Raw genomic sequence first — 24,423 nt, 5'->3', positions numbered from 1 at the left:
TGGCCGAAGATCGACACCGGTTCGCCGTCGCGTCGCAGGCGCCGCACACCGCCGTGACCTCTGTCACGAAACTTTGAGCGAACGTTGCGTCCTCCTTACCCTTGCCGTTCAAGCCATGCCCCCGCCGGCCGCGACGGATCACTGGGTAGCGCGGAGCCGCCGCCGGGGTGCGCACTACGTCAGGGGCCGTACTCCATGTCAGATGACTTCGCGATGTCCGAGAAGTCGGCGGTGGACGCCTACACCGCGCTCCACGCGCGGGAGTACCCGCACCTGATCGGCTACGCCCGGCTCCAGACCCCCGACCCCGCCCTCGCCGCCGACCTCGTCGCCGAGGCGCACTTCCACGTCTGGAAGCGCATCCACGGCGGCGCCCGGATCGACGACGTACGCGCGTACCTGCGGACCACCATTCGCGACCTCGCGGCGACGGCCGAGGCGGACCCCGCACGCCGGATCCCGCGCGCCCCTCAGGACGGCCGGCCGCGCCCCGGGACCCGATCGTCCGCAGACGGCGCCGAGGCGTCGGAGCCCGGCGGCTACGTCGATCTGCTCGCCCGGATCCTGAACCGGCTGCCGCAGCGCTGGGTGCAGGCACTGTGGCTCGCCGAGGCCGAGAACCAGCCGCCGGCCGCGGTCGCCAAGGCCGTGGGCGGCAAGCAGGACACGACGACCGTGCTGCTGAACCGGGCCCGTGGCGGGCTGCGGCAGGCATTCCTCAGCGAGATACCCGGCGCGCCCGGTGATCCGTTGTGCTTCGCGTACTGGGAGCGGATGCCCGCGGTCATCCGGGGCGAGGCGACCGGCGACCAGGCGCGCGAGGTCGAAGGCCATCTGCCGCACTGCCAGGACTGCCAGGACCGGATGGCCCTGCTGACCCGCTCCGACGACCGGCTGTCCGCGCTCATCGGCCCGGCGCTGCTGGTGTTCCTGGCGGGCGGATCGGCGACGTTCCTGCTGCCGTTGGTCGGCGTCGGCGCCGTCGGCACCGGGGCGGACGCCGGCTCGCCCGAGCCGACGCCGTCACCGCTGCGGAGACTCCTGAGCGGCCGGGTGGGCATGACCGGGCCGGTCGCCGCGACGGCAGCGGGCGTGGCCGCCGCCGCGGTGGCCGGGGCGGCGGTTGCCGCCGGGTTCGTACTGGCCGGCGACGACTCCGCGGCATCCCCGCACCAGGTCGAGGCGGCCTCGAAGACCGAGGGCAGGACGCCGGAGCAGAGCGTGCCGCAGGGCGGTGCGCCGACCGACGAGGCACCCACCGGGACCGGCGGCGCGAGCGGCACGAGCCCCGCCACCGGATCGACCTCACCATCCAGCAGCGGGGCCCCGGCTCCGGGGACGACCGCGGGGTCCACGCCCGGTCAGCCGGTGTCGCCGCGCTCGGCCACCTCGATCTCCGCGCCGCCCTCGTCGTCCCTGCCGGGTACGGGGCCCGCGTCCGGGACTCCGGCGCCCGGCACCTCCGCGCCGCCGCCCACGTTCACGGGGTCCCCGACTCCCGGCTCGCCCACCCCGCCCCCGCCGGCCACCGGCTCCCCGACGCCGCCGCCGTCCAGCGCTCCGCCGTCCAGTCCGCCGCCGTCGAGCCCGGCGCCCTCCAGCCCCCCGCCGTCCAGTCCCAGCACCGGGCCCACGTCGCCGACGGCCGAGCCGAGCAGCGGATCCCCCTCGCCTTCGACGACCGCGCCCGGCTCGACCCCGCCCCCGTCGGACAGCTCCGCCCCTTCCTCCGAGCCGGGCACCAGCTCCGCCTCCGCGCAGCCGACGGAGCCCACGCCCACCCCGACGGAGCCCGAGCGCCGGTACCGGTGACGGCCCACCGCGGCCTGGACGGAGCCCGCCTGCTGGGCTAACTTCCAGCGGACGAGGGCCCGGAGGGACCTGAGGCCCGTGGGGAACACGATCGGGGTGGGACGCGGATGCGGCGTTCGGGACGCAGGTCGTACGGCGGGCACGGCACGGGCACAGCCCGAACCGGCACGGGCACGGGGACAGGGCAGCGCCCCCGCGGCGGGCGCCCGGCGCGCCGGCTCGCACTGGTGACGGCCGGCGCGGCGCTGCTGGTCACGATCACCGCGGCCGCAGGGCCGGTGTCCGCCGCGCAGCCGACGATCGCCGACCGGCCGCTGTCGGGATCCTCCGCCGGGGAGGCGACCGCAGCGAAAGCGAAGCTGCCGGAGTCGGACACCACGCCCCGCCCCGCAGCCACGCGTGTCGGCTGGCAGCTCAAGGACAGTGGCAGCAGCGCCCGTTTCCGCGGCTTGGCGGCCGTCAGCGGGTCGACGGCGTGGGTGGCCGGCAGCGCGGGCACCGTGCTCCGGACGCACGACGGCGGGCAGCGGTGGAGCGATGTCTCGCCGCCGGGCGCGGGTGCGCTGGAGTTCCGCGATATCGAGGCGTTCGACGCGCGCCGTGCGGTGGTTCTCGCGATCGGCGAAGGGGACGCCTCACGCGTCCTGCGCACCGACGACGGCGGGGCCACCTGGACCGAGGGCTTCCGCAACACCGACCCGCGGGCCTTCTACGACTGCCTGACCTTCTTCGACCGGCGGCACGGCATCGCACTCAGCGACCCCGTCGACGGCAAGTACCGCATCCTGTCCACCGACGACGGAGGCCGCAGTTGGCGCGTGCTGCCGCCGGACGGGATGCCGCAGGCCCAGCAGGGCGAGGCCGCGTTCGCCGCCAGTGGCCAGTGCCTGGTGTCCTCCGGCAGCCGCGACGCGTGGATCGCCACCGGCGGTGCGGCCACCGCCCGTGTGCTGCACACCGCCGACCGCGGGCGTACCTGGACGGTCACCGATGCACCCGTCCCCGCCGGTGACCCGGCCCGCGGGGTGTTCGCGCTCGCGTTCCGCGACCGCACGCACGGCCTCGCGGTCGGCGGCGACTACCGTCCCGACCAGCCCTCGCCACAGGCCGCCGCGGTCAGCGCCGACGGCGGCGCCACCTGGACCGGGGCGGCCGAGCCGCCGAGCGCGTACCGCTCCGGAGCGGTCTGGCTCCCGCATTCGCGGCGTATCGCCGTCACCGTGGGCCCAACCGGCAGCGACGTGACGTTCGATGCCGGCCGCACCTGGCGGGCCTTCGACAACGGCTCGTACGACACCGTCGACTGCGCCCCGGACCTCGGCTGCTGGGCCGCCGGGGAGAAGGGACGCATCGCCCGCCTCGCACACTGAGGCGCGCCGGGGGCGGACCCGCCTTCGCTGCCCGCATGTGGAGAGAGCGCCCGTCAGACGTTTCCCGAGGTCGGGTTTCAGCGAGCCCGTTGATCCCGCGATGGTGAGCGCCGCTGAGCGGCGCCCGGGATGTTCGATGCCGTCCGCGCTCGCGGGCCTGTTTCGGGAGACGGACGGCATCGTGGGCCACGACGGAGTGGATGCGGTCCGGCCGCTGCATCAGATCGTCGGGCAGAACCTTCAGTTCCGGTCCGACGGCACCTTCGCCGACCGCCGTATACCGTTCGAGCCGCGCTCCGACCGACAGCGGAGACGAGTGATACCCATAGGCGATCGTGTGCCACATTCGCAGACGGTGTGCGGCGCGGCCGGCACGGAACGCGGCAGAGCCGGGCGCCCGAGACCGACACCGGCCCCGATGTCTTCGGCCCGGCCCCGTCCCCCCGCTCTCAGTCCATCAAGCTGCCGAGCCGTCCCTCCAGGACGACCAGCAACTCGGCCAACCCGTCGGAGAGTTCCTCCTGCCGCTCGTCGCCGATGCCGTCGAGCAGTGCCGCCTCGTAACGCAGCTGTTCCGGCAGCAGCTGGTCGATGGTGTCGCGGCCCTCTTCGGTGAGCGAGAGGTGGGTGACGCGGCGGTCCCGCTCGTCGGGCCGGCGGGAGATCAGCCCACGGTCCTCCAGTTGCCGCACGCGTTTGGTCACCGCGGCCCCGGAAGCGAACGTCTCGCGGGCGATCCGCCCAGGGGTCAGCTCGCGGTCCATCCGGCGCAGCGTGCCCAGGATGTCGAACTCGGGGCGGGTGAGTCCGGCCCGCCGCAGAGGCGCGTCAGCCGCCTGCTGCAACAGTGCGGAGCAGCGGTTGAGCCGCCCGATCACCGCCATCGGGCCGGTATCCAGCCCGGGGTGCACCTGCTGCCACTGGCGCAGCACCCCCGCGACGATGTCCTCGGTCACCCGCACTCCTCTCGGCCACACTGCCGTACAAGCCCTAATTGTGCCTGCCGCCGGGACCCGCGGACGCACCGGTCAGGCGGCAGGCACGGGTGCCGGGAGCCGGCGGACGAGCACCGCCAGTACGCGGTGGCCCTGCTGCTCGGCCAGGGCGATGCGCTCCTGCGGCACGGGCCGCTGCCACCACTCGCCGGCCGCGACATCGACGGCCTCACGCAGCTCGATCAGGCACCCCGCGAGCCGGTCCCGGGCCCAGCCGGCCTCGGGAGTGTCGTCCCGCCCCGGCAGCCCGCGCGCCGCGAGCACCCGGTGTGCCGCGGCCTCCGCGGCAGCCAGCCGCTCCAGGGCGATATCGATACGGTCGGCGGCCCGCCGGTTGGTGACGAGCACGCAGCAGGCCAGGCCCACGGCCGCACCCACCACGGTGTCGATCCAGCGGTCGGTGATGAGCACTCTCGCCGGCAGATGGCTGCCGAACTCGGTCAGCAGTAGTGCCATGGGCGTCACGCACACGGAGCCGAGCCAGTAGTTGCGGGTGATGCACGCCTCGGCGCCGAGCTGGAACGTCAGCGCGAGCGCGATCATCGCGACCTGCCCTGTGTGGATGAGCGGCAGCAGCGCGGTGAAGAGCAACAGGCCCAGCAGATTGCCCAAGGTGCGCTGGAGCGCGCGCTGCCAGGAGAGCGTGGTGTTGGCCTGGTAGATCGAGGCCGCAGTGACCACGGCCCAGTACGGGTGCCCGACGCCGACGGCCATCGAGGCCCACCCCGCGAGCACGCAGCCGGCGGCGACGCGCGCGCCTATGGGCAGCAGCGGCGACCCGGGCGCGAGACGCGCCACCACCGCCCGCAGCCCGCGCGGGCGGCCAGGCGCGGGATGCCGCAGCACGAGCGGACGGGAGCCGTCGTCGTCCGGACCGTGGCTCTTCGCCGGATCCTCCGGTGGCACCGCCGCTGTCGTCTCCGCCGCGACGCCGGCGAGTTCCACGGCCTGTGCCGCGGAGAGCGGGACTTCGGGCAGGGGCCGCCCACTTCGCAGCTCACGCGCCCATCCGCCCAGCCGGTCCGCCTCCGCTGCCGCGCCCCGCCCGGTGGAGAGCGCGCCGGCAGGATCGCGGTCCCCGAGCGCCGACTCCGCGCGTACCAGGAGCCGTTCGAGGCGGGCGCGGGCCGAGGTGGCGCCCGGGGTGCGGACGGGGACGAGGAAGACGGCGTGCCACGCGGCGTTCACGGCGGCCGCGGTGGCGTGCCGGGCGTGCGCCACCCCGGCCGGGTCCGCGCCGCCGCCTGTCTCCGGGCGCGTGCGCAGCAGCCCCGCCGCGGCCTCCAGCGCACGGGCGGTGGCGATCCGCTCGGGACCCTGCGGCCGGACCAGCGCAGGTGCCATGCACACCAGCCAGGCGACGGCGCCCGCACCGAGCGCCAGGGCCGTGTGCAGCGGCACCTGCTCCAGCCGCTGCGGCACGAAGAACGCCGAAGCGGCGATGAACGTCAGGATGAGATTCCCCGGCGGACCGATACGCGTCGCGTCGCACACCACCTTGTGCACCGCGGCGACCAGCGAGGCGAACACCACGAGCAGTGCGGTCGAGGTGGTCAGCGACGCGGCGGTCAGCGCGACGGCGAGGCTCGCGACCATGCCGAGCACCAGCCAGGGAAGTGTGCGGGCACGGGCCGCATACGGCAGACCGTGTGCGTACAGCGCGCACATCGCCCCGGCGGAGGTGTAGAGGATCAGGTCCAGCCGCCCGAAGGCGAGCAGTGTGAGATCGGGGATGGCGAGCGCCACGACCGCGCTGAGCGCCGGCTTGTGCCAGATGTCGACGGGGCGGCGCAACCGCACGGTGCTCCTGATGGGCAGCGCGCGCGGCGGACGGGCGCGCACCCCGCTCTTTGGCGTGGTGCGCGCGTGGTCCTCAGGCGGCTTGGCGTGCTTCCCCATACTTGAAGGTTAGCAGGTGTTTTACTTGTGAATAATCTGCTGGGGCTGGGGCTGGGGCTGGGGCTGGGGCTGGGGCTGGGGTAGGCGGTGGCGGGGGAGAGGCGCGGGGTGGGTGGCAGGACGTGGTTTCAGCTCGCTCCTTCCGCTCACGCCGTCCCGGACAGCACGCGCGCCCGGCATTGTGACGGCGTCCCCCAGGCGCTCCGCAGCGCGCGCGCCTTGCGGATCCATAGCGACAGGTCCAGCTCCTCGGTGTAGCCGATCGCGCCGTGCAGCTGAAGCGCGGCCCGTGCCGCCCCGTATGCCGCTTCGCCCGCAGCCACCTTCGCCGCGGCCGCGTCCCGCCGGGCCGCGACCTCGGAAGCCGCCCCGGGCCCGCCTCGCTCGTCGCCCTGCCCCGCCATCGCCACCGCCGCCGCGAACACCAGCGGCTGCGCGAATTCCAGTGCCAGCAGTGCGTCGGCCAGCCGGTGCTTCACGGCCTGGAACGTGCCGATGGCCACGCCGAACTGCCGGCGTCGCTGCACGTACGTCACGGTGTCCGCCAGCAGTCGACGTCCGACGCCGAGCGTCTGGGCGGCCGTGAGCAGCGCCGCGACATCGCCGGCGTACGCGGCGGCCGCCAGGACCGCCGGTCCGCTCGCCACCGTTTCGCCGTCCGCGGCGGGGCGGGCGAGTCGCCGCGCCGGGTCGATCGAGGGCTGGACCGGCCCGCCCCCGGTCGTGCGCAGCAACTGATCTCCGTCGGCGGCGAACGTCGCATCGGCGGTGGCGGCGTCCAGCGCGTACGGCCCGTATGCCGTGTCCGCGTACGACACGATCAGCCCCTCCGCCGCGATCCCCGGCAGCCACCGCGCGCAGAGTACGGGGTCGCCCAGCCGTCGCAGCAGGGCGGCCGTGGCGACCGTCTCCACCACCGGTCCGGGAACCGCGTGACGCCCCAACTCGACGAAAGCTATGCAGAGTTCGACGGGCCTAAAGCCCATTCCGCCGTGCTCCTCCGGCACCGCCAACGCGAACAAGCCCATATCCGTGAGCCGTTGCCATATCTTCCGGCCGGGTGCGGTGTCGTCCGCCGCCCACGCCCGTACGGCACCAGCGCTGTCCGCCGCGCCCAGCATCCGGTCGAGGGTCCGGCCGAACTCGCGCTGCTCGTCGTCAAGAAGGAAAGTCACCGGGTTGCGTCCTCTCGTCGTGGCCCGGCAGAGCCGCCGCGCGCCGCCCCGAGGAGCGGTCGACCCGTGCCGACCCGCCCCAGACCGCCGTGACCCCGCACGAACCTCGCGGCCCTCACCGCCGTCACCGCCTGCCCCTTGGCAGGCCCAGCAGCCGCTCGGCGATGATGTCGCGTTGGATCTCGTTGGTGCCCGCGTAGATCGGGCCGGCCAGTGAGAAGGTCCAGCCCTCGGCCCAACTGCCGTGCTCCGGCGCCTCATCGGCGTGATCGGCGAGCTCGCCCCCGGCGCCGAGGAGGTCGAGCGCGGTCTCGTGCAGGGCGATGTCCAGCTCCGACCAGTAGACCTTGTTGAGGCTGGACTCGGCGCCCAACTGCTCACCCGCCGCGAGCCGTGCCGCGTTGGCGCGGGTGAAGAGGTGGTAGGCACGGGCGCCGATCACGGTGTCGGCGACACGGTCGCGCAGCGCCGTATCGGCCGGATCGGCGCGCTGCCGCCACAGGGCGGCCAGACGGTCCGCGGCCGCCGTGAAACGGCCGGGACTGCGCAGCGTGAGGCCGCGCTCGTTGCCGGCCGTGCTCATCGCGACCCGCCATCCCTGGCCCGGCTCGCCGATGACGTCCTCGTCGGCCACGAAGACATCATCGAGGAAGAGTTCGGCGAAGGCCGGCTTGCCGTCCAGCCGCCCGATGGGCCGCACCGCCACGCCCGGAGCGGCGAGGTCGAACATGAGATAGGTCAGCCCGCGGTGCGGGCGGTCCGCGTCGGGATGGCTGCGGAACAGGCCGAACGCGCGATCGGCGAAGGCGGCTCGCGAGGACCAGGTCTTCTGCCCGTTGAGCAGCCAGCCACCGTCGACCCGCACGGCCGTCGAGCGCAGCGACGCGAGGTCGGAGCCCGCCTCCGGCTCGGACCAGGCCTGCGCCCAGACCAGCTCGCCACTCGCCATCGGCGGTAGCAGGCGGGCGAGTTGGGCGGGGGAGCCGTGCTCGAAGAGCGTCGGGGCGAGGAGGCTGATGCCGTTCTGGGAGACCCGGCCGGGCGCGCCTGCGGCGTAATACTCCTCCTCGAAGATCAGCCAGCGCTGCACGGAAGCCCCCCGGCCGCCGAACTCCTCGGGCCAGGAGACCACCGACCAGCGGTCCGCGGCCAGCGTGCGCTCCCACTCGCGGTGGGCGGCGAACCCGTCCTCGGTCTCCAGGGAGGGGAGGGGGACGGCAGGTACGTGCGCGGTGAGCCAGGCGCGAGCCGCTCTCCTGAACTCCTCGTCCTCCGGCGTGTGCGCGAGATCCATCGGCGAGCGGCCTCATTCCTGACGCGGCCGGAGTTCTCCGGGCCTGGGACTTCGTGGTGCCGTCCGACTGTTCCCTAACAAGTGTTTGGTAGGTTAACGTACGGCCATGACGCTCGAGAAGCCTTCGTACGTCCCCGGACACGGGCTGCTGACCGGCCGGAGCGCCGTCGTCACGGCCGCCGCGGGCGCGGGCATCGGTGGTGCCACCGCCCGCAAACTGCTGGAGGAGGGTGCCGACGTCGTCCTCTCCGACGCCCATGCGCGCCGGCTCAAGCAGTCCGCGGAGCTGCTCGCCGAAGAATTCGGGTCCCGACGGGTCACCGCCCTGCCCTGTGACGTCACCGACGACGAGCAGGTCGGAGCGCTCTTCGACCTCGTCGAACAGCGGCACGGCCGACTCGACATCGTCATCAACAACGCCGGCCTCGGCGGCACCGCCGACCTCGTCGACATGACCGACGAGCAGTGGGACAAGGTCCTCGACGTCACCCTGGGCGGCACCTTTCGCTGCACCCGCGCCGCACTGCGCCGGATGCGTGCCGCCCCGGGAGAGCCCCGAACCGGAACCGCGCACGGGGCCGCCCACTCCGCGGGCGGCGTCATCGTCAACAACGCCTCCGTCGTCGGCTGGCGGGCCCAGCGCGGACAAGCCCACTACGCCGCCGCCAAAGCCGGCGTCATGGCACTGACCCGCTGCGCCGCGGTCGAGGCCGCCGCATACGGAGTCCGGGTCAACGCCGTCTCCCCGAGCCTCGCCATGCACCCCCACCTCGCCAAGGTCACCACCGACGAGCTGCTGAGAGAACTCACTTCCCGAGAGGCGTTCGGGCGCTACGCCGAGCCCTGGGAAGTCGCCAACGTCATCGTCTTCCTGGCCAGCGACTACTCCTCCTACATGACCGGCGAGGTCGTCCCGGTCAGCAGCCAGCACGCCTGAGACCCGGGCCGATGCGGAGCGACAATGGCCAGGTGCCAACCGCCAAGAAGAAGACGACGACCGTGAGCGCGTCCCCGGAGCGCCGCCGCGAACTGCTCGACACCGCGGCGGAGGTCTTCGCCGCCCAGGGCTACAACGCCACGACCGTCCGCCGCATCGCGGACGAGGCCGGCATGCTCGCCGGCAGCCTCTACTACCACTTCGACTCCAAGGAATCGATGGTGGACGAGATCCTCTCCACCTTCCTGACCGAGCTGTGGGACGGCTACGACGCCGTACTCGCCGCCGGCCTCGGGCCCCGGGAGACCATCGAAGCCCTCGTCACCGAGTCCTTCCGGGAGATCGACCGGCACCGCGCAGCCGTCGCCATCTACCAGAAGGAGTCCCCACACCTCGCCGTCCAACCCCGCTTCGGCTACCTCACCGACTCCCAGCAGAAGTTCGAAAGGGCCTGGCTGGGCACGCTGGAGCGAGGCGTGAGCGACGGCGTCTTCCGCGCCGACCTCGACATCCGGCTCACCTACCGCTTCGTCCGCGACACCGTCTGGGTGGCGGCGAGCTGGTACCGGCCGGGAGGTCACCACAGCCCCGAGGAGATCGCCCGCCAGTACCTGTCGATGGTCCTGGACGGAATCGCCCTACGGGAATGAGACCGCCCCACCGGGAGGGACCCGCTCCAGCTCCGGCCCCGGGAACCACCCACCAACGACCCGAAGGAGCCGTCATGACCGCGCCCTACGAGCGACGTGAGTCCTACATCGTCGACGCGCTGCGCACCCCGGTCGGCAAACGCAACGGCGGACTCGCCACCGTGCACCCGGCCGACCTCGGCGCGCATGTCCTCAAGGCACTGATGGACCGGACCGACGTGGACCCGGCCGCTGTCGAGGATGTCGTCTTCGGCTGCCTGGACACCGTCGGACCGCAAGCCGGTGACATCGCCCGCACAGCCTGGCTCGCGGCCGGGCTGCCCGAGGAGGTGCCCGGCGTCACCGTCGACCGGCAGTGCGGCTCCTCGCAGCAGGCCGTGCACTTCGCGGCACAGGGCGTGCTGTCCGGCACCCAGGACCTGGTCGTCGCAGGCGGCACCCAGAACATGTCGATGATCCCGATCGCCTTCGCCAGTCGGCAGGCCGCCGAGCCACTCGGCCTGACCGACGGCCCGTTCGCCGGCAGCGAGGGGTGGCGCGCCCGCTACGGCGACCGCCCGGTGAACCAGTTCCACGGCGCCGAACTCATCGCCGAGAAGTGGGGCATCTCGCGCCGCGACATGGAGGAGTACGCGCTGCGCTCCCACCGGCGGGCGATCCGCGCCCTCGACGAGGGCCGCTTCACCCGCGAGATCGTCCCCTACGGAGACGTCGCCCTGGACGAGGGCCCGCGCCGCGACACCTCCCTGGAGAAGATGGCGGCCCTCAAGCCACTCGTCGAGGGGGGCCGGCTGACTGCCGGTGTCTCCTCGCAGGTCTCCGACGGCGCCGCCGCGATGCTGCTGGCCAGTGAACGCGCGGTCCGCGAACACGGCCTCACCCCCCGCGCCCGCATCCACCACCTGTCCGTCCGCGGCGAGGACCCGATCAGGATGCTCTCCGCGCCCATCCCCGCCACCGCGCACGCCCTGAAGAAGACCGGCCTCACCCTCGACGCGATCGACCTGATCGAGATCAACGAAGCGTTCGCCCCGGTGGTCCTGGCCTGGATCGAGGAAACCGGCGCGGACCCGGACAAGGTCAACGTCAACGGCGGCGCCATCGCCCTCGGCCACCCCCTCGGCGCGACCGGCGTCAAACTGATGACCACGCTCCTGCACGAACTGGAACGCACCGACGGCCGCTATGGCCTGCAGACCATGTGCGAGGGCGGCGGCCAGGCCAACGTCACGATCATCGAACGCCTCTGAGACGGCCGTGCCGCCCGTCTCGGAGACGGGCGGCACGACCGGTCGGCCACGGAAGGCCGCCGCGGGTGGGCGGCCGGCGCGGCGACGTTCAGCAGTGGGTGTTCTTGACGTACAGGGCACGTGACCCCGACGTCGTGCCGTAGCGAACGTCCTTGGTCGCGCCCTTCGCGAGGCGGCCGTGCGGGTCCCGCTGATGCGGGATGACGATGGTGAAGCAGGACGTCCGCTTCGTGCACAGATTGGTCAGCCGCACATAACGGACATCGCCCTTGTCGAAGTACTTGCGGACCTTGACGCACTGCGGCGACCGGCCGGCGGCCGCCGCTTCCGAGCCCGTGGCCAGCGTCAATGAAGCGCCGCACGCCACTGCTGCCATCACTATGGCCATGATCTTCCGCACGTGATCTCTCCCCCGGTGGGAAACTCCCCCTGCGAATGCCGTCCCGGCATTCGCACGTTCATGCCCCATTCTCCATACGGGCCCGAGAAAATTCAGCCCCGGGGCACCCCGCAGCCGCGCCATGGCGATCGTTCAAGATCACGGCCCCGGCCGTCTCCGCGGCCGTTTCCGGCGGAAGCCGCAGGTGGGCGCGGGTGGCGCGGGTGGGCGCACGCAGACGCTGGGGGCGGATGGCGCCAAGGGCTTGAACCTGCCGCGACGGGAGGTTCTAGCGTTGCGAACATGATCGGGAAGCACGACGACGGCCGTCGGTGGAGCATCGGCGAGGTGGCGCAGGCGAGCGGGATGACCGTGCGCGCACTGCACCACTACGACGAGATCGGCCTGCTACGCGCAAGCGAACGCACCGCATCGGGGCACCGCCGCTACACCGAAAGCGATGTGCGGCGCCTGTACCGGGTGCGGGCCCTGCGCTCGCTCGGGCTGTCACTGGAGGAGATCGCCGGCGCCCTGAAGGACTCCGCCGACGACCTGGGGGCCATGCGCGACCTGCTGAGCGCCCAGCTCCGCGGGCTGGAGGCACACGCCGGACGGATCCAGCAGCTCACACACCAGATCCGCGGGTTGGTGGGGCAGCTGGACAAGGCATCGACGCCCGACCCGGACCAGTTCATGACGACTTTGGAGATGATGTCGGTGTTCGAGGCTACTTTCACGCCGGAGCAGCGCGAACAGCTCGCCCAGCGCAGAGCGGAACTCGGCCCCGAAGCCATCGAGGCAGCCAAGACCGAATGGGCCGGACTCGTCGAGGAACTTCTGCGGCACACACAGGACCGCACCCCCTTCGATGACCCCCGGGTCCAGGACCTCGCCCGCCGTTGGGACGCGCTGGCGGACCGCTTTCACGCCGAAGGCGCCGACGGTGAGCAGACCAAAGCCGCAGCGCAGCGAATGTGGGACGAGAACAGCGAAGAGATCGGCAACACGCTGCCCTGGCCCGCCGACCGGATGCGCGACCTGGTCCGCTATCTGGAGCGAGCCCGGGAAGCCCGATAGCTACCGCAGCCACCCGCAGCCGGCACAGCCGAGGGGCGGGGTGCCCGTGGCGTCAGAACGACATCACGGTGCCGCCCCTGCGGTCGTCCGCCGGAGAGTGCGGCCCGCGCTCACCGCCGCGATCGGGCACAACACCGACTCAATCACCCGGTGTGCCGACGGCCGGTCGCCCCGGCCCCCCGGCCACGGGAAGGCCGGCCAGCGTCCCGTACGCCTCCGCCATGATCCGGTCCACCAGTTCCGCGCACGACGGCAGATCCTCGATCAGCCCGGCGATCTGGCCCGAGGCCATCACCCCGAGGTCCGGCCTGCCCTCCACCATCGCGGCCCGCAGCATCATCGGCGTGTTGGCCGCCAGCAGAACCTGACCCCAGGTCAGCGCCTTGCCACGCTTCATGGCGAGCGCGTCGCGCAGCAACTGCGACCAACTCATTCCCGACTGCTCCCGGAAGGCCACGGCATGCCGGACGGCTCGTAGCAGCCCCGCCGAACGCCCGCCACGCTCAAGGGAGTTGACGAGATCCGTGCGCAGCATCCGGTGCGGGAGACCGTCCACCTTCGTGGTGACGGTGATGTCCTTGACCGACGCCGCCAGGTAGCGCTCCTTGACCGCGTAGGGGACCGTACTGTCCGACGTGAGCAGAAACCGGGTGCCCATGGCGACCCCGGACGCGCCGAAAGCCAGCGCGGCAATCAGCCCCCGGCCGTCGCGAAAGCCACCCGCCGCGATCACGGGAATGCCGACCGCGTCCACAACCTGCGGCAGCAGCACACTTGTGGCCACCTCACCGGTGTGCCCACCGCCCTCGCCGCCCTGCACGAGTACGGCGTCGGCACCCCACGCCGCCACCTTCTCGGCATGCCGGCGCGCCCCGATCGACGGCATCACGACGACGCCGGCCCCCTTGAGCCGCGTGATCAGCTCGCGCGACGGAGCCAGCGCGAACGAGGCCACCCGCACCCCCTCCTCGATCATCACGCGCACCCGCTCCTCGGCATCGCCCGCATCCGCCCGCAGATTCACACCGAACGGTGCGTCGGTGCGGGACGCGACCTTGCGGATGGCCGCCCGTAGCTCCGGGACGGTCATCGTGGCGGACGCCAGGATCCCCAGCGCCCCGGCGTTCGCGGTGGCCGACACCAGCCGCGGCCCGGCCACCCAGCCCATTCCGGTCTGGACGAGCGGATGCCGCACACCGACAAGATCGGTGAACGCGGTCCGCAGGGACGGCGACGGCCCAGGGACGCCCGGCCCGGTCCGCGCGGAGGAGGTGGGGGGTGCGGAGGAGGCGGAGGGGGCGGGCGAGGTGAGGGGAGCGCCGGTGTCGCCCCCGTCGGCCGTCATGCGCGCACCTCGCGGTCACGCAGCCCACGGGGGTCGATCACCTCGCGGATCAGCCGCAGCTCCTGCGCCGTCGGCTCACGGGTGAGCGGCACGTCAGCCGGCACCGTCAGCGCGAACCCGGTGGCCTCCCGCACCTGCTCGACGGTCACACCGCGATGCAGGGACCGCAGCCGCATGGAACGGTCCGGCGTGGCGAAGTCGAACACGCCCAGATCGCTGATGACTTCAGGGATGCGGTGATACCGGGTCGCGGAGGGCCCGGCCGACGCGGCCCGGTCGTAGCCGACACCGCAGACCATGTCGACCTGCTCGACGAACGTCCTGGGGGAGTGCCGTGGAACCCAGTAACTCGTCGGATTGTTCAGGGTGTTGGCGGGCGCGCCGCGAACCCCGAGCAACTGGCGGTCCGGCCGGGACCACTCTCCGATGCAGGAGATGTTCTGATTGCCGAACCGGTCGATCTGACTCGCGCCCATCATGACGTGCCGGCGACCCGTGGCCACCAAGGCCAGATGCTGCCGGTACGGCAGCCAGCCCTCGACGACCTCGGCGGTGGCGTCGATCGCCGGGACATCGCCGATCAGCAGCGCGGCCCCATCGGTCAGCAACAGGTCGGGGGAGAAGGTCAGGCGGGCGAGCCGGGCGCCGATGGACGGGACGGTGCCCATCGGACTGGCGAGCACCTCGCCGTCGTCCCGCCAGGCCTCCGCGCAGGCCAGTACGCAGTACTCGGCGCGAGTGACAGCAGACCCCGCTGCCTCCGGGAGTGCAGGGGCGTTCATGCGCTTTCCCCCTTCCTGTTCCCGATCCCGTTCCCGTTCCCGTTCCTCCGCCGTCTCGTCTCCGATTTCGCTTCGTCGTTCTCTTCACCGTGGAAGGCGGCGACCGCGGCCTGGTACGCACGCTCGTCACCGTCGAGGAAGCGCTTCGCGAACGCCGCCCACCGCTCGGGGTCTGCGGCCTCCGACGCGTACGCCTTCTGGAACGCCTCGTCCCGCCCGTAATCGGGATCGCACGCGGTGAAGTGCGCGCCGTTCGGCGCGGCCACGACCCCGGTGACGAACGGCCGCTTGACCAGCAACGTCTGGGGACCGCCCGCGGACATCAACTCGTCCGCCCCCACCACCCGTTCGCATGAGACATACGCGGCGTCCGCGGCCTCGCAGAACAGATCGTCGAAGTACGGATCGGGCCCCAGATACTGGCCGTTGCCCCGGACGTCCGCCCGGTGCATGTGAACCAGCGCCGCGTCCAGCCGAAGGGCGGGGACGGCCACCAGCTCCTCCCCGTCCTCGTACGGCGAAGTCACGGTGCGAAGTCCGGGGTTGACCCGCAGCACGTCCGAGCCGAGCCCGGCGCGGACCGGCAGGAACGGCAGTCGCTGGCCCGCCGCGATCAGGCCCCACATGAACATCGCCTCGTCGAGTTCGGTCAGTTGCAGGGTGGCGTTCTGGCGGGCGGTACGGAAGTGCGGTTCGAGAGGGATGGAGTCGAGGGTCGCGAAGGGGGCGATCAGGCGCCTGATCTTTCCCGCGGCAGCCAGCAGCCCCACGTCCGGGCCGCCGTACGCGACGACCGTCAGGTCCGTCAGCTCGGACCGCAGCAGAGCCCGCACCAGCGCCATCGGCTTACGGCGGGACCCCCAGCCGCCGATCCCGATCGTCATGCCGCTCGCCAGCTGCCCGACAACTGCGTCGGCGGTCATGGTCTTGTCGCTCAACTTTCCTCCAGCGGAACGGTGTTGGCGGACGGCGTCTGGCGGCCGAGGTGGGCAGGCCCGCACGGGTCCGCCTGCGGAGTCCCGTTCGACTCCGGAGGCGCGTACGGCTGCGACGGCGCCCGCGGCTGCGGTGGCCGTGCGCCGTCCTCAAGCCCCTCGGGCGTACGGGAGGCCCCGCGGGCGAATGCTTCGCGGTGCCGCTCGGCGATACCGCTCAGGTTCGCCTCGAAGGTGAAGCCCTGCTCGAAGCGGTAACTGCGCCGTACGTCGACCGGATCGATCCCGTTGATCGCGGCCTTCGCCAGCCGGATCAGCTGCCCGTCCTTCGCGGCGATCTCCCCGGCGAGGGCCAGTGCCGCGTCCCGCACGTTCGCCCGCGGCACCACCTCCCACACCGCCCCGTGGTGCAGGAGCTCGCGCGCGGTGACGGTGCGCGAGGTGTAGTAGAGGGTGCGCATCAGATGCGGCGGCACGAGCCGGGCGAGATGGGTGGCCGCACCCAACGCACCACGGTCCAGCTCCGGCAGCCCGAACGTCGCATCGTCGCTCGCCACGATCGCGTCCGCGTTGCCCACCAGCCCGATACCACCGCCCAGACAGAAGCCGTGTACCGCTGCCACGACCGGCACCTCGCAGTCGTAGACCGCCGCGAACGCCTCGTAGCAACCACGATTGGCGCCGATCAACGCCGAGTGACCCTCCGTCCGTTGCATCTCCTTGATATCGACACCGGCGTTGAATCCGCGCCCGGCGGCGGCGAGCACCACGCACCGGATCGCGGCGTCCCGCCCGGCTGCCCGCACGGCCTCGGCCAGGTCGTACCACCCCTGCACCGGAAGGGCGTTGACCGGCGGATAGTCGACCGTGACGAGTGCGATGCCGGTCGCGATGCCGCCTTCGCCCGAGGGGCGGGCGGGGTGAGAGGTGGAGACACCCATCAGCAGATCAGCTACCTTTCCACCAAACGTTTGTTAGGTGCTGTCCATGGAGAAGGTAGCAGCGCAGTGCGCGCTGCGGGAGGTGTCGTATGGCGCTCTCGATCGACCTGTCGGGCCGCGTCGCGGTCGTCACGGGCGGCACGCGTGGTGTCGGCGCAGGCATCACCACCACCCTGCTCGCGGCCGGCGCGCAGGTCATCGCCTGTGCACGCAGGCCCCCCGACCGGCCGCTGCAGGCCGCGGGCCGGACTGCGGACTACGCGGAACTGGACCTGCGCGACGCCGACGCGGTCACCGCATTCTTCCGGCAGCTACGCGACGAACGCGGCCGCCTGGACGTCCTCGTCAACAACGCCGGCGGCACGCCGTACCGCCCCCTCGCCCGGTCGACACCCCAACAAGCCGCCAGAACAATCGAGTTGAACCTCATCACGCCGATGACCGCCTCACTGGCGGCACGCGAGGTGATGGCGGACCAGCAGAGCGGCGGTTCCATCATCATGATCGGCAGCGTCAGCGGGTCCCGCCCTTCGCCCGGCACCGCCGCATACGGTGCGGCCAAGGCCGGCCTGGACCACCTCGCCCGTTCCATGGCCGTCGAATGGGCGCCGGCAATCCGCGTCAACACCCTCGTACTCGGCATGGTCCGTACCGAACTCTCCCACCTCCACTACGGCGACGACGCGGGCCTCGCCGCCGTGGCCCGCACCGTGCCGCTGGGCAGGCTCGCCCAACCGGCCGAGGTCGGGGAGGCGTGCGCGTTCCTCGCCTCCGACCTGTCCCGCTATGTCAGCGGCGCGAGCCTGCTCGTCCACGGGGGCGGTGAACGCCCGGCATTCCTCGACGCCGCGCAGACCCACCAGCCTCCGGCCGCCCCCGGCATCATCTGACCTCGCCCGCTACCTTCCGGGTCCTACTCCCGACTGTTTCATGCAGGCCCTGATCCCGCCCGATCCCGCCTGCTCCTGCCTGTTCTTCCGGTCCCTTGCCCGCCCCACCTTCACCACTTCTCACTGTCTCCCTCGTCAACTACCCACAAGGAGAGCCGAGATGAGCCGAACAATCGGTAGCGGTATCTGCGACGGGCGCGTCGTGGTCGTCACAGGCGCCGGGCGGGGGCTGGGCCGCGCACACGCCCTCGCCTTCGCCGCTGAGGGCGCCCGAGTGGTGGTCAACGACCTCGGAGTGGGGCTGGACGGCACGCGAGGCGACGACACGCCGGCCGCCCGCGTCGTCGCGGAGATCCGTGCCGCGGGCGGCGACGCCGTCGCGCACGGCGGCGATATCGCCACGAGCCGAGGCGCGGCATCCCTCATCTCCACCGCACTCGGCGCCTACGGACGCGTGGACACGCTGGTCAACAACGCCGGCTTCCTACGTGACCGCATGCTCGTCAACCTGGAGGAGGACGAGTGGGACGCCGTGCTGAGAGTCCACCTCAAGGGCCACTTCCTTCCCCTGAAGCATGCCTCGGCGCACTGGCGGTCGGAGGCGAAGGAGGGCCGGATGCCGCAGGCCAGAGTCATTAACACCAGCTCAGGCGCGGGCTTGTCCGGCAGCGTGGGGCAGGGCAACTACTCCGCGGCCAAGTCCGGAATCCTCGGCCTGACACTGGTTGCCGCAGCCGAGCTGGGCCGCTACGGCATCCAGGTCAACGCCATCGCTCCCGCCGCTCGCACCCGTATGACCGAGCAAGCCTTCGCCGAGACCATGGCCGCACCGGAGACGGGTGCCTTCGACGCGATGGCCCCCGAGAATGTCTCGCCCCTGGTGGTATGGCTGGGGTCGGCCGCTTCCCAGGGCGTGACGGGCCAGGTCTTCGAGGCGGAGGGCGGCCGGATCACCGTGATGGAGGGCTGGCGGCCGGGCCCGACCCTCGACAAGGGCGACCGCTGGACCCCGGCCCAGGCAGGCCGAGCCGCCCGCGAGCTCATCGCCGACACCCGCCCTTCACAGCCGGTCTACGGGGCCCAGCCGACCGAAGGGGGGTGACGGGTCCGGGAGGGAAGTGGGGCGCGGGAGGTGGAAGGCGCGGGATGTGGAGGGGGCGGGAGGTGGAGGGTGCGGGGCGCCCGCGCTTCGACGTGGTTGTCGCGAGGGGTAATCCGAGATCTGCGACTGCGCGATCCGAAGTGGGCCTCGCCCGCTCAGGTCACTCGTCGGCGCCGGCCGGGCGTGCCGTCACGACCTTCAGCCCACGGTCCGCGAACTCGCGGCGGGTTGCCTCCTTCGCGCCGTTGTCCGTGATGAAGGTATCGAAGACGTCCGCGTCACCGACCCGGGCGAAGCAACGCTCGCCGATCTTCGAGGAGTCGGCGACGACCACGGCTCGCCGGGCGCGTTCCGCCATGAGGCGGTTGACCCGGGCTTCGGCCTCGTCATGCACCGTCGCGCCCATCACGGGGTCCATGCCGTTGGCGCCGATGAAGGCGGTATCGATGGAGATCTGCTGCAGCACCAACTCGCTGAACGGTCCGACCAGTTCGAACGACCGCGAGTGCGCCACACCGCCGGTGAGCACGATCTTGATCTGTGGCCGCACAGCCAGCTCGTTGGCGATGTTGAGGGAGTTGGTGACGATCGTCAGATGCGGCTGAGGGCCTGCCTCCGCGAAATCCGGGCGGGTGGCGAGCGCCCGGGCGATGGCCGTGGTCGTCGTGCCGCCGCTCAGCCCGACCACGTCGCCGCGCTCGACCAACTTGGACGCAGCCTGCGCCACGGCCTCCTTCTCGCCGGACCGATGCGCGTGCTTGTAGCGAATCGGCAGGTCGTACGCCACCGAGCTGAGCACCGCCCCACCCCGGGTGCGGGTCAGCAACTGCTGTTCGGCCAGGGCGTCCATGTCGCGCCGCATCGTCGCGGCCGAGACCTCCAGCTCGGTCGCTGCCTCCTCGACATCCACCCGGCCCCTGTCCCCGAGCAGCTCGAGCAGTGCGTTCATCCGTTCATGGCGCTTCATGCCGCGAGCCTAATTCGTCCCGGCCGGACGCGGGGGCGCCGGTGGGCTTCGACCGCCTGGGCTTCATCCGCCCCCGTCCCTCCCTGGGGGGCCTCCCCCCACCCCCTCCACCATCTCCGGGAGGACCCACACGCCCGGCCCCTCCCCCCCCCGCAACGGCAGGCTCCGGCCCTAGGGAGTCCGAAACACCCCGAACCCGCCCAGCCCGCAGCCGCCCAGCTGCCCCCGCGGCCTTCCCGCCCGACAGCGCCCCTCTCCACGTTCCATAGCCGGCACCCCGCCCGACAGCCCCACACAGGCCCGCCGTCAGCCACGCGCCCGGCAGGGGGCCGATAGGCCCGTCGCGCGGCAGGGCCCGATAGGTCTGTCGCCGACTACGCGACCGACAGGCACCCAAACGCACCCCCGGCCACGCGCCCGACAGTGCCCCCTCTCCACGCGTCCCGCCGTCAGCCAGGCGCCAGCAGCTTCCTCGCCGCACCCTCCGCTGTCGCCCGCCCGGCAGCTCCTTCGTCGCACGCGCGCCCCAGGCGTAGGGCGACGCCGTCCTACCCCCGGGCCGGAGCCTGGGCGGCGAGCTGGTCCGGGACCGGCGCCGGGGTGGTGAGTACGCCCAGGAGCCGCGCCGCCTCCTCGGCCACCGCCTCTCGGGCCGGCTTGACGTACTTCCGGGAGTCGACGAGCGCGGGGTTCGCCGTCAACGTCTCTCTGATGGAGTGAGTGAACACCGAGACCAGATGCGTCGAGATGTTGATCTTCGTCATGCCGGCGGCGATCGCGCGGCGCAGCTCGTCGTCCGGCACCCCCGAGGAGCCGTGCAGCACCAGGGGCACCGGCAGCGTTGCCCGTAGTGCCGCGATCAGGTCCTTGTCCAGTACGGCGGTGCGCCGGTGCATGGCGTGCGAGGAGCCGACGGCCACGGCGAGAGCGTCCACTCCTGTCGAGCGGACGAAGGCGAGCGCCTCGTCCGGGTCCGTGCGCACTCCTGGCGCGTGCACGCCGTCCTTGCCGCCGACCTCGCCGAGTTCCGCCTCCACATAGACCTCCCGCTCATGACACCAGGCCGTGAGTTCGGCGGTGGCAGCGACGTTCTCCGTGTAGGGGAGGGCGGAGGCGTCGACCATGACCGAACCCACTCCGGCGGCGACGCCCTGGCGCACGAGCGTGGCATCGGTGATGTGGTCGAGATGGACGGCGATCGGGGCGGTGGAGGTCTCGGCCAGGGCCAGTGTGGCCCGGGTGATGGGCAGCAGGCTGCCGTGGTAGCGGATGCAGTTCTCGCTGAGCTGCAGAATCAGTGGAGTGTCCGTGCGCTCAGCGGCGGTGACCAGCGCCTCGGCGGTTTCCAGATGGATGACGTTGAAAGCCGCGGCACCGATTTGCGCCTCACGCGCGGCATCGACGATCGATGAGGTCGAAACGAGGGGCATGGGGTCCTGACTCCCTTGCGAGCGGGGCGGGTTGACGTAGGGGGAGCGGGCGCCTCACGTCCCGGCCGGCTCCTTGAGCATCACCGAGCGGGTCAGGCTGCGAGGGTTGTCCGGGTCGAGGCCACGGGCACGGGCCCGCTCCAGAGCCACCCGCTGCACCAGCACCAGATCGGCCAGCGGGTCGCGCGCATGGCACACGAAGCGCGCGCCGGTCCGCGCCACGTCGGCCTCCAGCCCCTCAGGCGCCGGTCCGAACACCCACGTCACCCGGCCCGGTGCCGCTATCGCGATCGGGCCGTGGCGGTACTCCATCGCGGGATAGGACTCCGTCCAACTCTGCGACGCCTCCCGCATTTTGAGTGCCGCCTCATTGGCCAGCCCGAACGTCCAGCCCGTGCCGAGGAAGGAGAACTGCTCCGCCTCCACCCATTCCGGTGCCACCTCCGCCGACAGTGCCTCCTGTGCGTCCTGTACCGACCGGGAGATGTCCTCGCCCAGGTGCGCGCGCAGCAGTGTCAGGGCCGTCGTCGCGAACCGCGTCTGCACCACCGACTTCTCGTCGGCGAACGGCAGCGCCACCGTCTCGTCCGAGAGCCCGACCGCAGGTGTCTCGGGATCACCGATGATCGTCACGGTCGGGATGCGCCCCTTGACCGCGTCCAGTACCCGCAGCACCTCGGTCGTGGTGCCGGAACGGGTGATCGCCAGGACCGCGTCGTAGCCCCGGTCGCTGCCCAGGAACGCCTCGGAGGCGGCGAACGGGTCCGTCACGCCGAGGCCGGCGCCCTCGCGCAGTGCCGCATACGACTGGGCCATGAACCACGAGGTGCCGCAGCCGACGACGGCCACGCGCGCCCCGGCCTTGGGCAGCGGTCCGCCCGCGGCCCCGATCCGGGCCGCCTCCTGCCAGGTCTCCGGCTGACTGTGCAGCTCCTGCTCCATGTATGAGGTCCCGGTCATGGCACACCCTCCCGTGAGGCGTCACTCCGATGCGCGGGCCCGACGCCTGGGTGGCCGGGTGCGCTAACTGTTCTGCGTGCATCTGCAAGATTGAGCTTCGTTACATGCGACTCTACGCAGTTTCGCGCAGCGTATCCATCCCTCGTGAGGGTGGATGCGGCAGAGGGGAGGGGCGGTGGAGACGCGTTGGGCCGTCCGGGGGAGGGGATTCCGGTGGCCGGGTGGAGTGCAAGGAAACTGTTGACACTTGCGTGAAAGAGGCCGAATACTCGCAAGATCAGTCATGAAGCAAGGCCGCTCGCCGCACAAAGGACCCCCATGTCCATTGCCACGCTCTCCACGACTCCCCCCACACCGCCGTCCAAGACGTCACGCCGGACCGGCAAGCTGTTCGCGCTCACCGGCGCCGTGGTCGGCGTCATCTATGGCTACGACACCGGCAGCATCTCCGGTGCGCTGGTCTTCCTGAGCCAGGACTTCCACCTCACCGAGGCCGAAAAGGGCCTGGTCAACAGCATTCTGGTGGGCGGTTCCATCCTCGGCGCGCTGATCGGCGGCAAGCTCGCGGACGCGCTCGGACGCAAGGCGGCGATGCTGATCGTCGCCGCTTCCTACGCCGTCTTCGTCGCGCTGTCCGCGCTCGCACCCAACATCGTGGTGCTCGATGCCGTCAGATTCCTGCTCGGCGTCGCCATCGGCATCTCGATCGTCGCCGCGCCGCTCTACATCGCCGAATCGACTCCGGCGCGCATCCGCGGCGCCTCCGTCGCCGCCTATCAGGTGGCCACGGTCGCTGGCATCGTCCTGACCTACTTCGTCAACTGGGGCCTGTCGGACGGCGGCCACTGGCGCTGGATGCTGGGCCTCTCGGCGATTCCCGCCGCCCTCGTCCTGATCCCGCTGTTCCGCCTTCCGGACACGCCCCGTTGGTACGTCCTGAAGGGCCGTACGGAACGAGCCGTCGAGGTCATGGCGCTGACCGACCCGGATGTCGATCCGCGTGCGGAGGTCGCGGCCGTGAGCGCCGCGCTGGCCGAGGAGAGCGGGGGCTCGAGCCGCTCGCTGCTGCACAAGCCCTACGTCCGCGCCACGCTCTTCGTCGTCGGCCTGGGCTTCTTCTGCCAGATCACCGGCATCAACGCGGTGACGTACTACAGCCCGCAGATCTTCGAGGAAATGGGCTTCACCGGGGACGGGCAGAACTTCCTGCTGCCGTCCTTCGTCCAACTGGCCTCACTGGCCGCGACCGTGCTCGCCATTTTGATCATCGACCGGCTCGGGCGGCGTGCCGTCCTGCTCTCCGGCATCGGCACGATGGTGGTGATGCTCGCCGTCCTGACCGTCGTCTTCGGCAGGGGCAACCTGAGTGGCACCACCATCTGGGTGGGCTTCGGCGCGATCCTGCTGTTCACCGCGGCCTTCAACTTCGGCTTCGGCTCACTGATCTGGGTCTACGCCAGCGAGGCGTTCCCCGCCCAGCTGCGCTCCACGGGGGCCTCGGTGATGCTCACCGCCGACCTCGTCGCGAATCTGCTGATCGCCCAGTTCTTCCCCTCCCTGATGGCCTGGGCGGGTGCCGCCTGGACATTCGCGGGACTCGGAGTCCTCGCGCTCGGCGCCCTGGTCTTCGCCTCCCTCACGGCGCCCGAGACCAAGGGCCGCCACCTGGAAGAGATCCAGGGCTACTGGAGCAACGGGGGCCGCTGGCCCACCCCGGCACCGGAGTCCGCCCCCTAGCCGCACGCCGACGGAGCACGAGACCGCCGGGCCCGGCCGCCCGTGGCAGCGGCCCGGACCGCCGGATCACGGCGGCCCGGGCCGAGCGATGCCGCTTCAGGACTGCAGCGTCTCCCGATACGTCTCCAGCGCCGGCGCGGTCGTGGTGGCCGCGAATTCGGTGATGCGGTAGGTACACACCCCCGCCACGCTGAAGGGGTCCTCGGCCACGAGCTGTTCGACGGCCGCCCGGTCCGTACCGGTTGCCAGGATCACTCCGCCGTCCCGCGGCACCTTGCGGCCGGCGGCGATGAAACGCCCCGCGGCGAATTCCTTTTTCAGCCACGCCACGTGCTCCTGCAGGGCGGCATCGACGCGTTCAAGGGGCGCGGTGTAGGTCAGCTCAAGTACGAACATATAGGCAATATAGAGGAGCCTGCGGTGGCGGTCCGTTCGCCGTGGCGCCGGGGACCGCAGGTCAGAGCGGCGGGAGGCCCTATGGCGGCCGATGCTCCGC

At 71.9% G+C, this 24,423-nt stretch carries 21 protein-coding genes and 1 pseudogene; 9 read left to right on the top strand and 13 right to left on the bottom strand.

The window, feature by feature from the left end; all coding sequences use genetic code 11:
- The first annotated feature begins 195 nt into the window (after window positions 1-195).
- Entirely contained in the window at window positions 196-1,812 is a 1,617-nt protein-coding gene (locus ACH4FH_RS08485) for a zf-HC2 domain-containing protein (protein ID WP_398554991.1), read from the top strand.
- A 227-nt stretch (window positions 1,813-2,039) separates the two neighbouring features.
- Window positions 2,040-3,182: a WD40/YVTN/BNR-like repeat-containing protein gene (locus ACH4FH_RS08480; RefSeq protein WP_398554990.1), complete on the top strand. Its 1,143-nt coding sequence runs from the start codon at window positions 2,040-2,042 to the stop codon at window positions 3,180-3,182.
- A gap of 449 nt (window positions 3,183-3,631) precedes the next feature.
- Here the strand turns inward: ACH4FH_RS08480 and ACH4FH_RS08475 are convergent, their stop codons facing one another.
- From ACH4FH_RS08475 to ACH4FH_RS08460, 4 genes are all read right to left on the bottom strand, one after another.
- Window positions 3,632-4,138: a MarR family winged helix-turn-helix transcriptional regulator gene (locus tag ACH4FH_RS08475; protein WP_398554989.1), complete on the bottom strand. Its 507-nt coding sequence runs from the start codon at window positions 4,136-4,138 to the stop codon at window positions 3,632-3,634.
- A 72-nt stretch (window positions 4,139-4,210) separates the two neighbouring features.
- Window positions 4,211-6,076 carry an FUSC family protein gene (locus tag ACH4FH_RS08470; protein ID WP_398554988.1) on the bottom strand — a complete coding sequence of 622 codons (1,866 nt, stop codon included), beginning with the start codon at window positions 6,074-6,076 and terminating at the stop codon, window positions 4,211-4,213.
- A gap of 146 nt (window positions 6,077-6,222) precedes the next feature.
- Window positions 6,223-7,251 carry an acyl-CoA dehydrogenase family protein gene (locus tag ACH4FH_RS08465; RefSeq protein ID WP_398554987.1) on the bottom strand — a complete coding sequence of 343 codons (1,029 nt, stop codon included), beginning with the start codon at window positions 7,249-7,251 and terminating at the stop codon, window positions 6,223-6,225.
- 124 nt (window positions 7,252-7,375) lie between these two features.
- Window positions 7,376-8,545: an acyl-CoA dehydrogenase family protein gene (locus ACH4FH_RS08460; RefSeq protein WP_398554986.1), complete on the bottom strand. Its 1,170-nt coding sequence runs from the start codon at window positions 8,543-8,545 to the stop codon at window positions 7,376-7,378.
- Between the two features lie 106 nt (window positions 8,546-8,651).
- Between ACH4FH_RS08460 and ACH4FH_RS08455 the strand changes: the two genes are divergently transcribed.
- The 3 genes from ACH4FH_RS08455 (at window position 8,652) to ACH4FH_RS08445 (ending at window position 11,382) form a co-directional block, all read left to right on the top strand.
- Window positions 8,652-9,482 (top strand): SDR family oxidoreductase, encoded by an 831-nt coding sequence (locus ACH4FH_RS08455; RefSeq protein WP_398554985.1) that lies wholly within the window; start codon window positions 8,652-8,654, stop codon window positions 9,480-9,482.
- Between the two features lie 11 nt (window positions 9,483-9,493).
- Window positions 9,494-10,132, top strand: a complete 639-nt coding sequence (locus tag ACH4FH_RS08450) for a TetR/AcrR family transcriptional regulator (protein ID WP_398554984.1) — start codon at window positions 9,494-9,496, stop codon at window positions 10,130-10,132.
- Between the two features lie 74 nt (window positions 10,133-10,206).
- Complete coding sequence (locus ACH4FH_RS08445; RefSeq protein WP_398554983.1) at window positions 10,207-11,382, top strand: acetyl-CoA C-acetyltransferase; 1,176 nt, start codon at window positions 10,207-10,209, stop codon at window positions 11,380-11,382.
- Between the two features lie 88 nt (window positions 11,383-11,470).
- Here ACH4FH_RS08445 and ACH4FH_RS08440 read toward each other — a convergent pair whose 3' ends face one another.
- Window positions 11,471-11,782, bottom strand: coding sequence for a hypothetical protein (locus ACH4FH_RS08440; RefSeq protein WP_398554982.1), 312 nt, complete (start codon window positions 11,780-11,782; stop codon window positions 11,471-11,473).
- A gap of 282 nt (window positions 11,783-12,064) precedes the next feature.
- Between ACH4FH_RS08440 and ACH4FH_RS08435 the strand changes: the two genes are divergently transcribed.
- Window positions 12,065-12,838, top strand: a complete 774-nt coding sequence (locus ACH4FH_RS08435; protein ID WP_398554981.1) for a MerR family transcriptional regulator — start codon at window positions 12,065-12,067, stop codon at window positions 12,836-12,838.
- A gap of 139 nt (window positions 12,839-12,977) precedes the next feature.
- On the opposite strand, the gene ACH4FH_RS08430 is transcribed toward ACH4FH_RS08435, so the two are convergent.
- The 4 genes and pseudogenes from ACH4FH_RS08430 to ACH4FH_RS08415 all read right to left on the bottom strand — a co-directional run.
- Entirely contained in the window at window positions 12,978-14,063 is a 1,086-nt protein-coding gene (locus ACH4FH_RS08430; RefSeq protein WP_398555214.1) for an NAD(P)H-dependent flavin oxidoreductase, read from the bottom strand.
- 116 nt (window positions 14,064-14,179) lie between these two features.
- Window positions 14,180-14,965, bottom strand: a complete 786-nt coding sequence (locus ACH4FH_RS08425) for a CoA-transferase subunit beta (protein WP_398554980.1) — start codon at window positions 14,963-14,965, stop codon at window positions 14,180-14,182.
- Entirely contained in the window at window positions 14,962-15,903 is a 942-nt protein-coding gene (locus ACH4FH_RS08420; RefSeq protein WP_398554979.1) for a CoA transferase subunit A, read from the bottom strand. The genes ACH4FH_RS08425 and ACH4FH_RS08420 overlap by 4 nt, the downstream gene beginning before the upstream one ends.
- 173 nt (window positions 15,904-16,076) lie before the next feature.
- Window positions 16,077-16,841 (bottom strand): annotated as a pseudogene (locus ACH4FH_RS08415) (enoyl-CoA hydratase family protein); the annotation flags it as partial.
- Between the two features lie 89 nt (window positions 16,842-16,930).
- On the opposite strand from ACH4FH_RS08415, the gene ACH4FH_RS08410 reads away from it, so the two are divergent.
- A complete protein-coding gene (locus tag ACH4FH_RS08410; RefSeq protein ID WP_398554978.1) occupies window positions 16,931-17,731 on the top strand; it encodes an SDR family oxidoreductase in 801 nt (266 codons plus the stop codon).
- Between the two features lie 160 nt (window positions 17,732-17,891).
- Window positions 17,892-18,833: an SDR family oxidoreductase gene (locus ACH4FH_RS08405; protein ID WP_398554977.1), complete on the top strand. Its 942-nt coding sequence runs from the start codon at window positions 17,892-17,894 to the stop codon at window positions 18,831-18,833.
- A 160-nt stretch (window positions 18,834-18,993) separates the two neighbouring features.
- On the opposite strand, the gene ACH4FH_RS08400 is transcribed toward ACH4FH_RS08405, so the two are convergent.
- The 3 genes from ACH4FH_RS08400 to ACH4FH_RS08390 all read right to left on the bottom strand — a co-directional run bounded on the left by ACH4FH_RS08400 (window position 18,994) and on the right by ACH4FH_RS08390 (window position 22,190).
- Window positions 18,994-19,800 (bottom strand): DeoR/GlpR family DNA-binding transcription regulator, encoded by an 807-nt coding sequence (locus ACH4FH_RS08400; protein WP_398554976.1) that lies wholly within the window; start codon window positions 19,798-19,800, stop codon window positions 18,994-18,996.
- 548 nt (window positions 19,801-20,348) lie between these two features.
- Window positions 20,349-21,230 (bottom strand): ketose-bisphosphate aldolase, encoded by an 882-nt coding sequence (locus ACH4FH_RS08395; RefSeq protein WP_398554975.1) that lies wholly within the window; start codon window positions 21,228-21,230, stop codon window positions 20,349-20,351.
- A 54-nt stretch (window positions 21,231-21,284) separates the two neighbouring features.
- Window positions 21,285-22,190, bottom strand: coding sequence for an SIS domain-containing protein (locus ACH4FH_RS08390; protein WP_398554974.1), 906 nt, complete (start codon window positions 22,188-22,190; stop codon window positions 21,285-21,287).
- Window positions 22,191-22,508: 318 nt separating this feature from the next.
- Here ACH4FH_RS08390 and ACH4FH_RS08385 point away from each other — a divergent pair, with 318 nt between their 5' ends.
- A complete protein-coding gene (locus tag ACH4FH_RS08385) occupies window positions 22,509-23,927 on the top strand; it encodes a sugar porter family MFS transporter (RefSeq protein WP_398554973.1) in 1,419 nt (472 codons plus the stop codon).
- Between the two features lie 96 nt (window positions 23,928-24,023).
- Here ACH4FH_RS08385 and ACH4FH_RS08380 read toward each other — a convergent pair whose 3' ends face one another.
- Window positions 24,024-24,323 (bottom strand): YciI family protein, encoded by a 300-nt coding sequence (locus tag ACH4FH_RS08380; protein ID WP_398554972.1) that lies wholly within the window; start codon window positions 24,321-24,323, stop codon window positions 24,024-24,026.
- Between the last annotated feature and the right edge of the window lie 100 nt (window positions 24,324-24,423).

It is taken from the genome of Streptomyces sp. NPDC017993 (assembly GCF_044328065.1).
Classification (GTDB): domain Bacteria; phylum Actinomycetota; class Actinomycetes; order Streptomycetales; family Streptomycetaceae; genus Streptomyces.
Note: the sequence above shows the minus strand (reverse complement) of the source record. Positions and strands in the feature narration are given on the sequence as shown.

What these genes read in the sequence shown, in the direction of transcription:
- ACH4FH_RS08390 (WP_398554974.1), bottom strand. Translation starts at nt 22,190, where the DNA reads ATGACCGGGACCTCATACATGGAGCAGGAGCTGCACAGTCAGCCGGAG.
- ACH4FH_RS08400 (WP_398554976.1), bottom strand. Translation starts at nt 19,800, where the DNA reads ATGAAGCGCCATGAACGGATGAACGCACTGCTCGAGCTGCTCGGGGAC.
- ACH4FH_RS08395 (WP_398554975.1), bottom strand. Translation starts at nt 21,230, where the DNA reads ATGCCCCTCGTTTCGACCTCATCGATCGTCGATGCCGCGCGTGAGGCG.
- ACH4FH_RS08455 (WP_398554985.1), top strand. Translation starts at nt 8,652, where the DNA reads ATGACGCTCGAGAAGCCTTCGTACGTCCCCGGACACGGGCTGCTGACC.
- ACH4FH_RS08385 (WP_398554973.1), top strand. Translation starts at nt 22,509, where the DNA reads ATGTCCATTGCCACGCTCTCCACGACTCCCCCCACACCGCCGTCCAAG.
- ACH4FH_RS08435 (WP_398554981.1), top strand. Translation starts at nt 12,065, where the DNA reads ATGATCGGGAAGCACGACGACGGCCGTCGGTGGAGCATCGGCGAGGTG.
- ACH4FH_RS08425 (WP_398554980.1), bottom strand. Translation starts at nt 14,965, where the DNA reads ATGAACGCCCCTGCACTCCCGGAGGCAGCGGGGTCTGCTGTCACTCGC.
- ACH4FH_RS08445 (WP_398554983.1), top strand. Translation starts at nt 10,207, where the DNA reads ATGACCGCGCCCTACGAGCGACGTGAGTCCTACATCGTCGACGCGCTG.
- ACH4FH_RS08450 (WP_398554984.1), top strand. Translation starts at nt 9,494, where the DNA reads ATGCGGAGCGACAATGGCCAGGTGCCAACCGCCAAGAAGAAGACGACG.
- ACH4FH_RS08410 (WP_398554978.1), top strand. Translation starts at nt 16,931, where the DNA reads ATGGCGCTCTCGATCGACCTGTCGGGCCGCGTCGCGGTCGTCACGGGC.
- ACH4FH_RS08380 (WP_398554972.1), bottom strand. Translation starts at nt 24,323, where the DNA reads ATGTTCGTACTTGAGCTGACCTACACCGCGCCCCTTGAACGCGTCGAT.
- ACH4FH_RS08485 (WP_398554991.1), top strand. Translation starts at nt 196, where the DNA reads ATGTCAGATGACTTCGCGATGTCCGAGAAGTCGGCGGTGGACGCCTAC.
- ACH4FH_RS08460 (WP_398554986.1), bottom strand. Translation starts at nt 8,545, where the DNA reads ATGGATCTCGCGCACACGCCGGAGGACGAGGAGTTCAGGAGAGCGGCT.
- ACH4FH_RS08470 (WP_398554988.1), bottom strand. Translation starts at nt 6,076, where the DNA reads ATGGGGAAGCACGCCAAGCCGCCTGAGGACCACGCGCGCACCACGCCA.
- ACH4FH_RS08405 (WP_398554977.1), top strand. Translation starts at nt 17,892, where the DNA reads ATGAGCCGAACAATCGGTAGCGGTATCTGCGACGGGCGCGTCGTGGTC.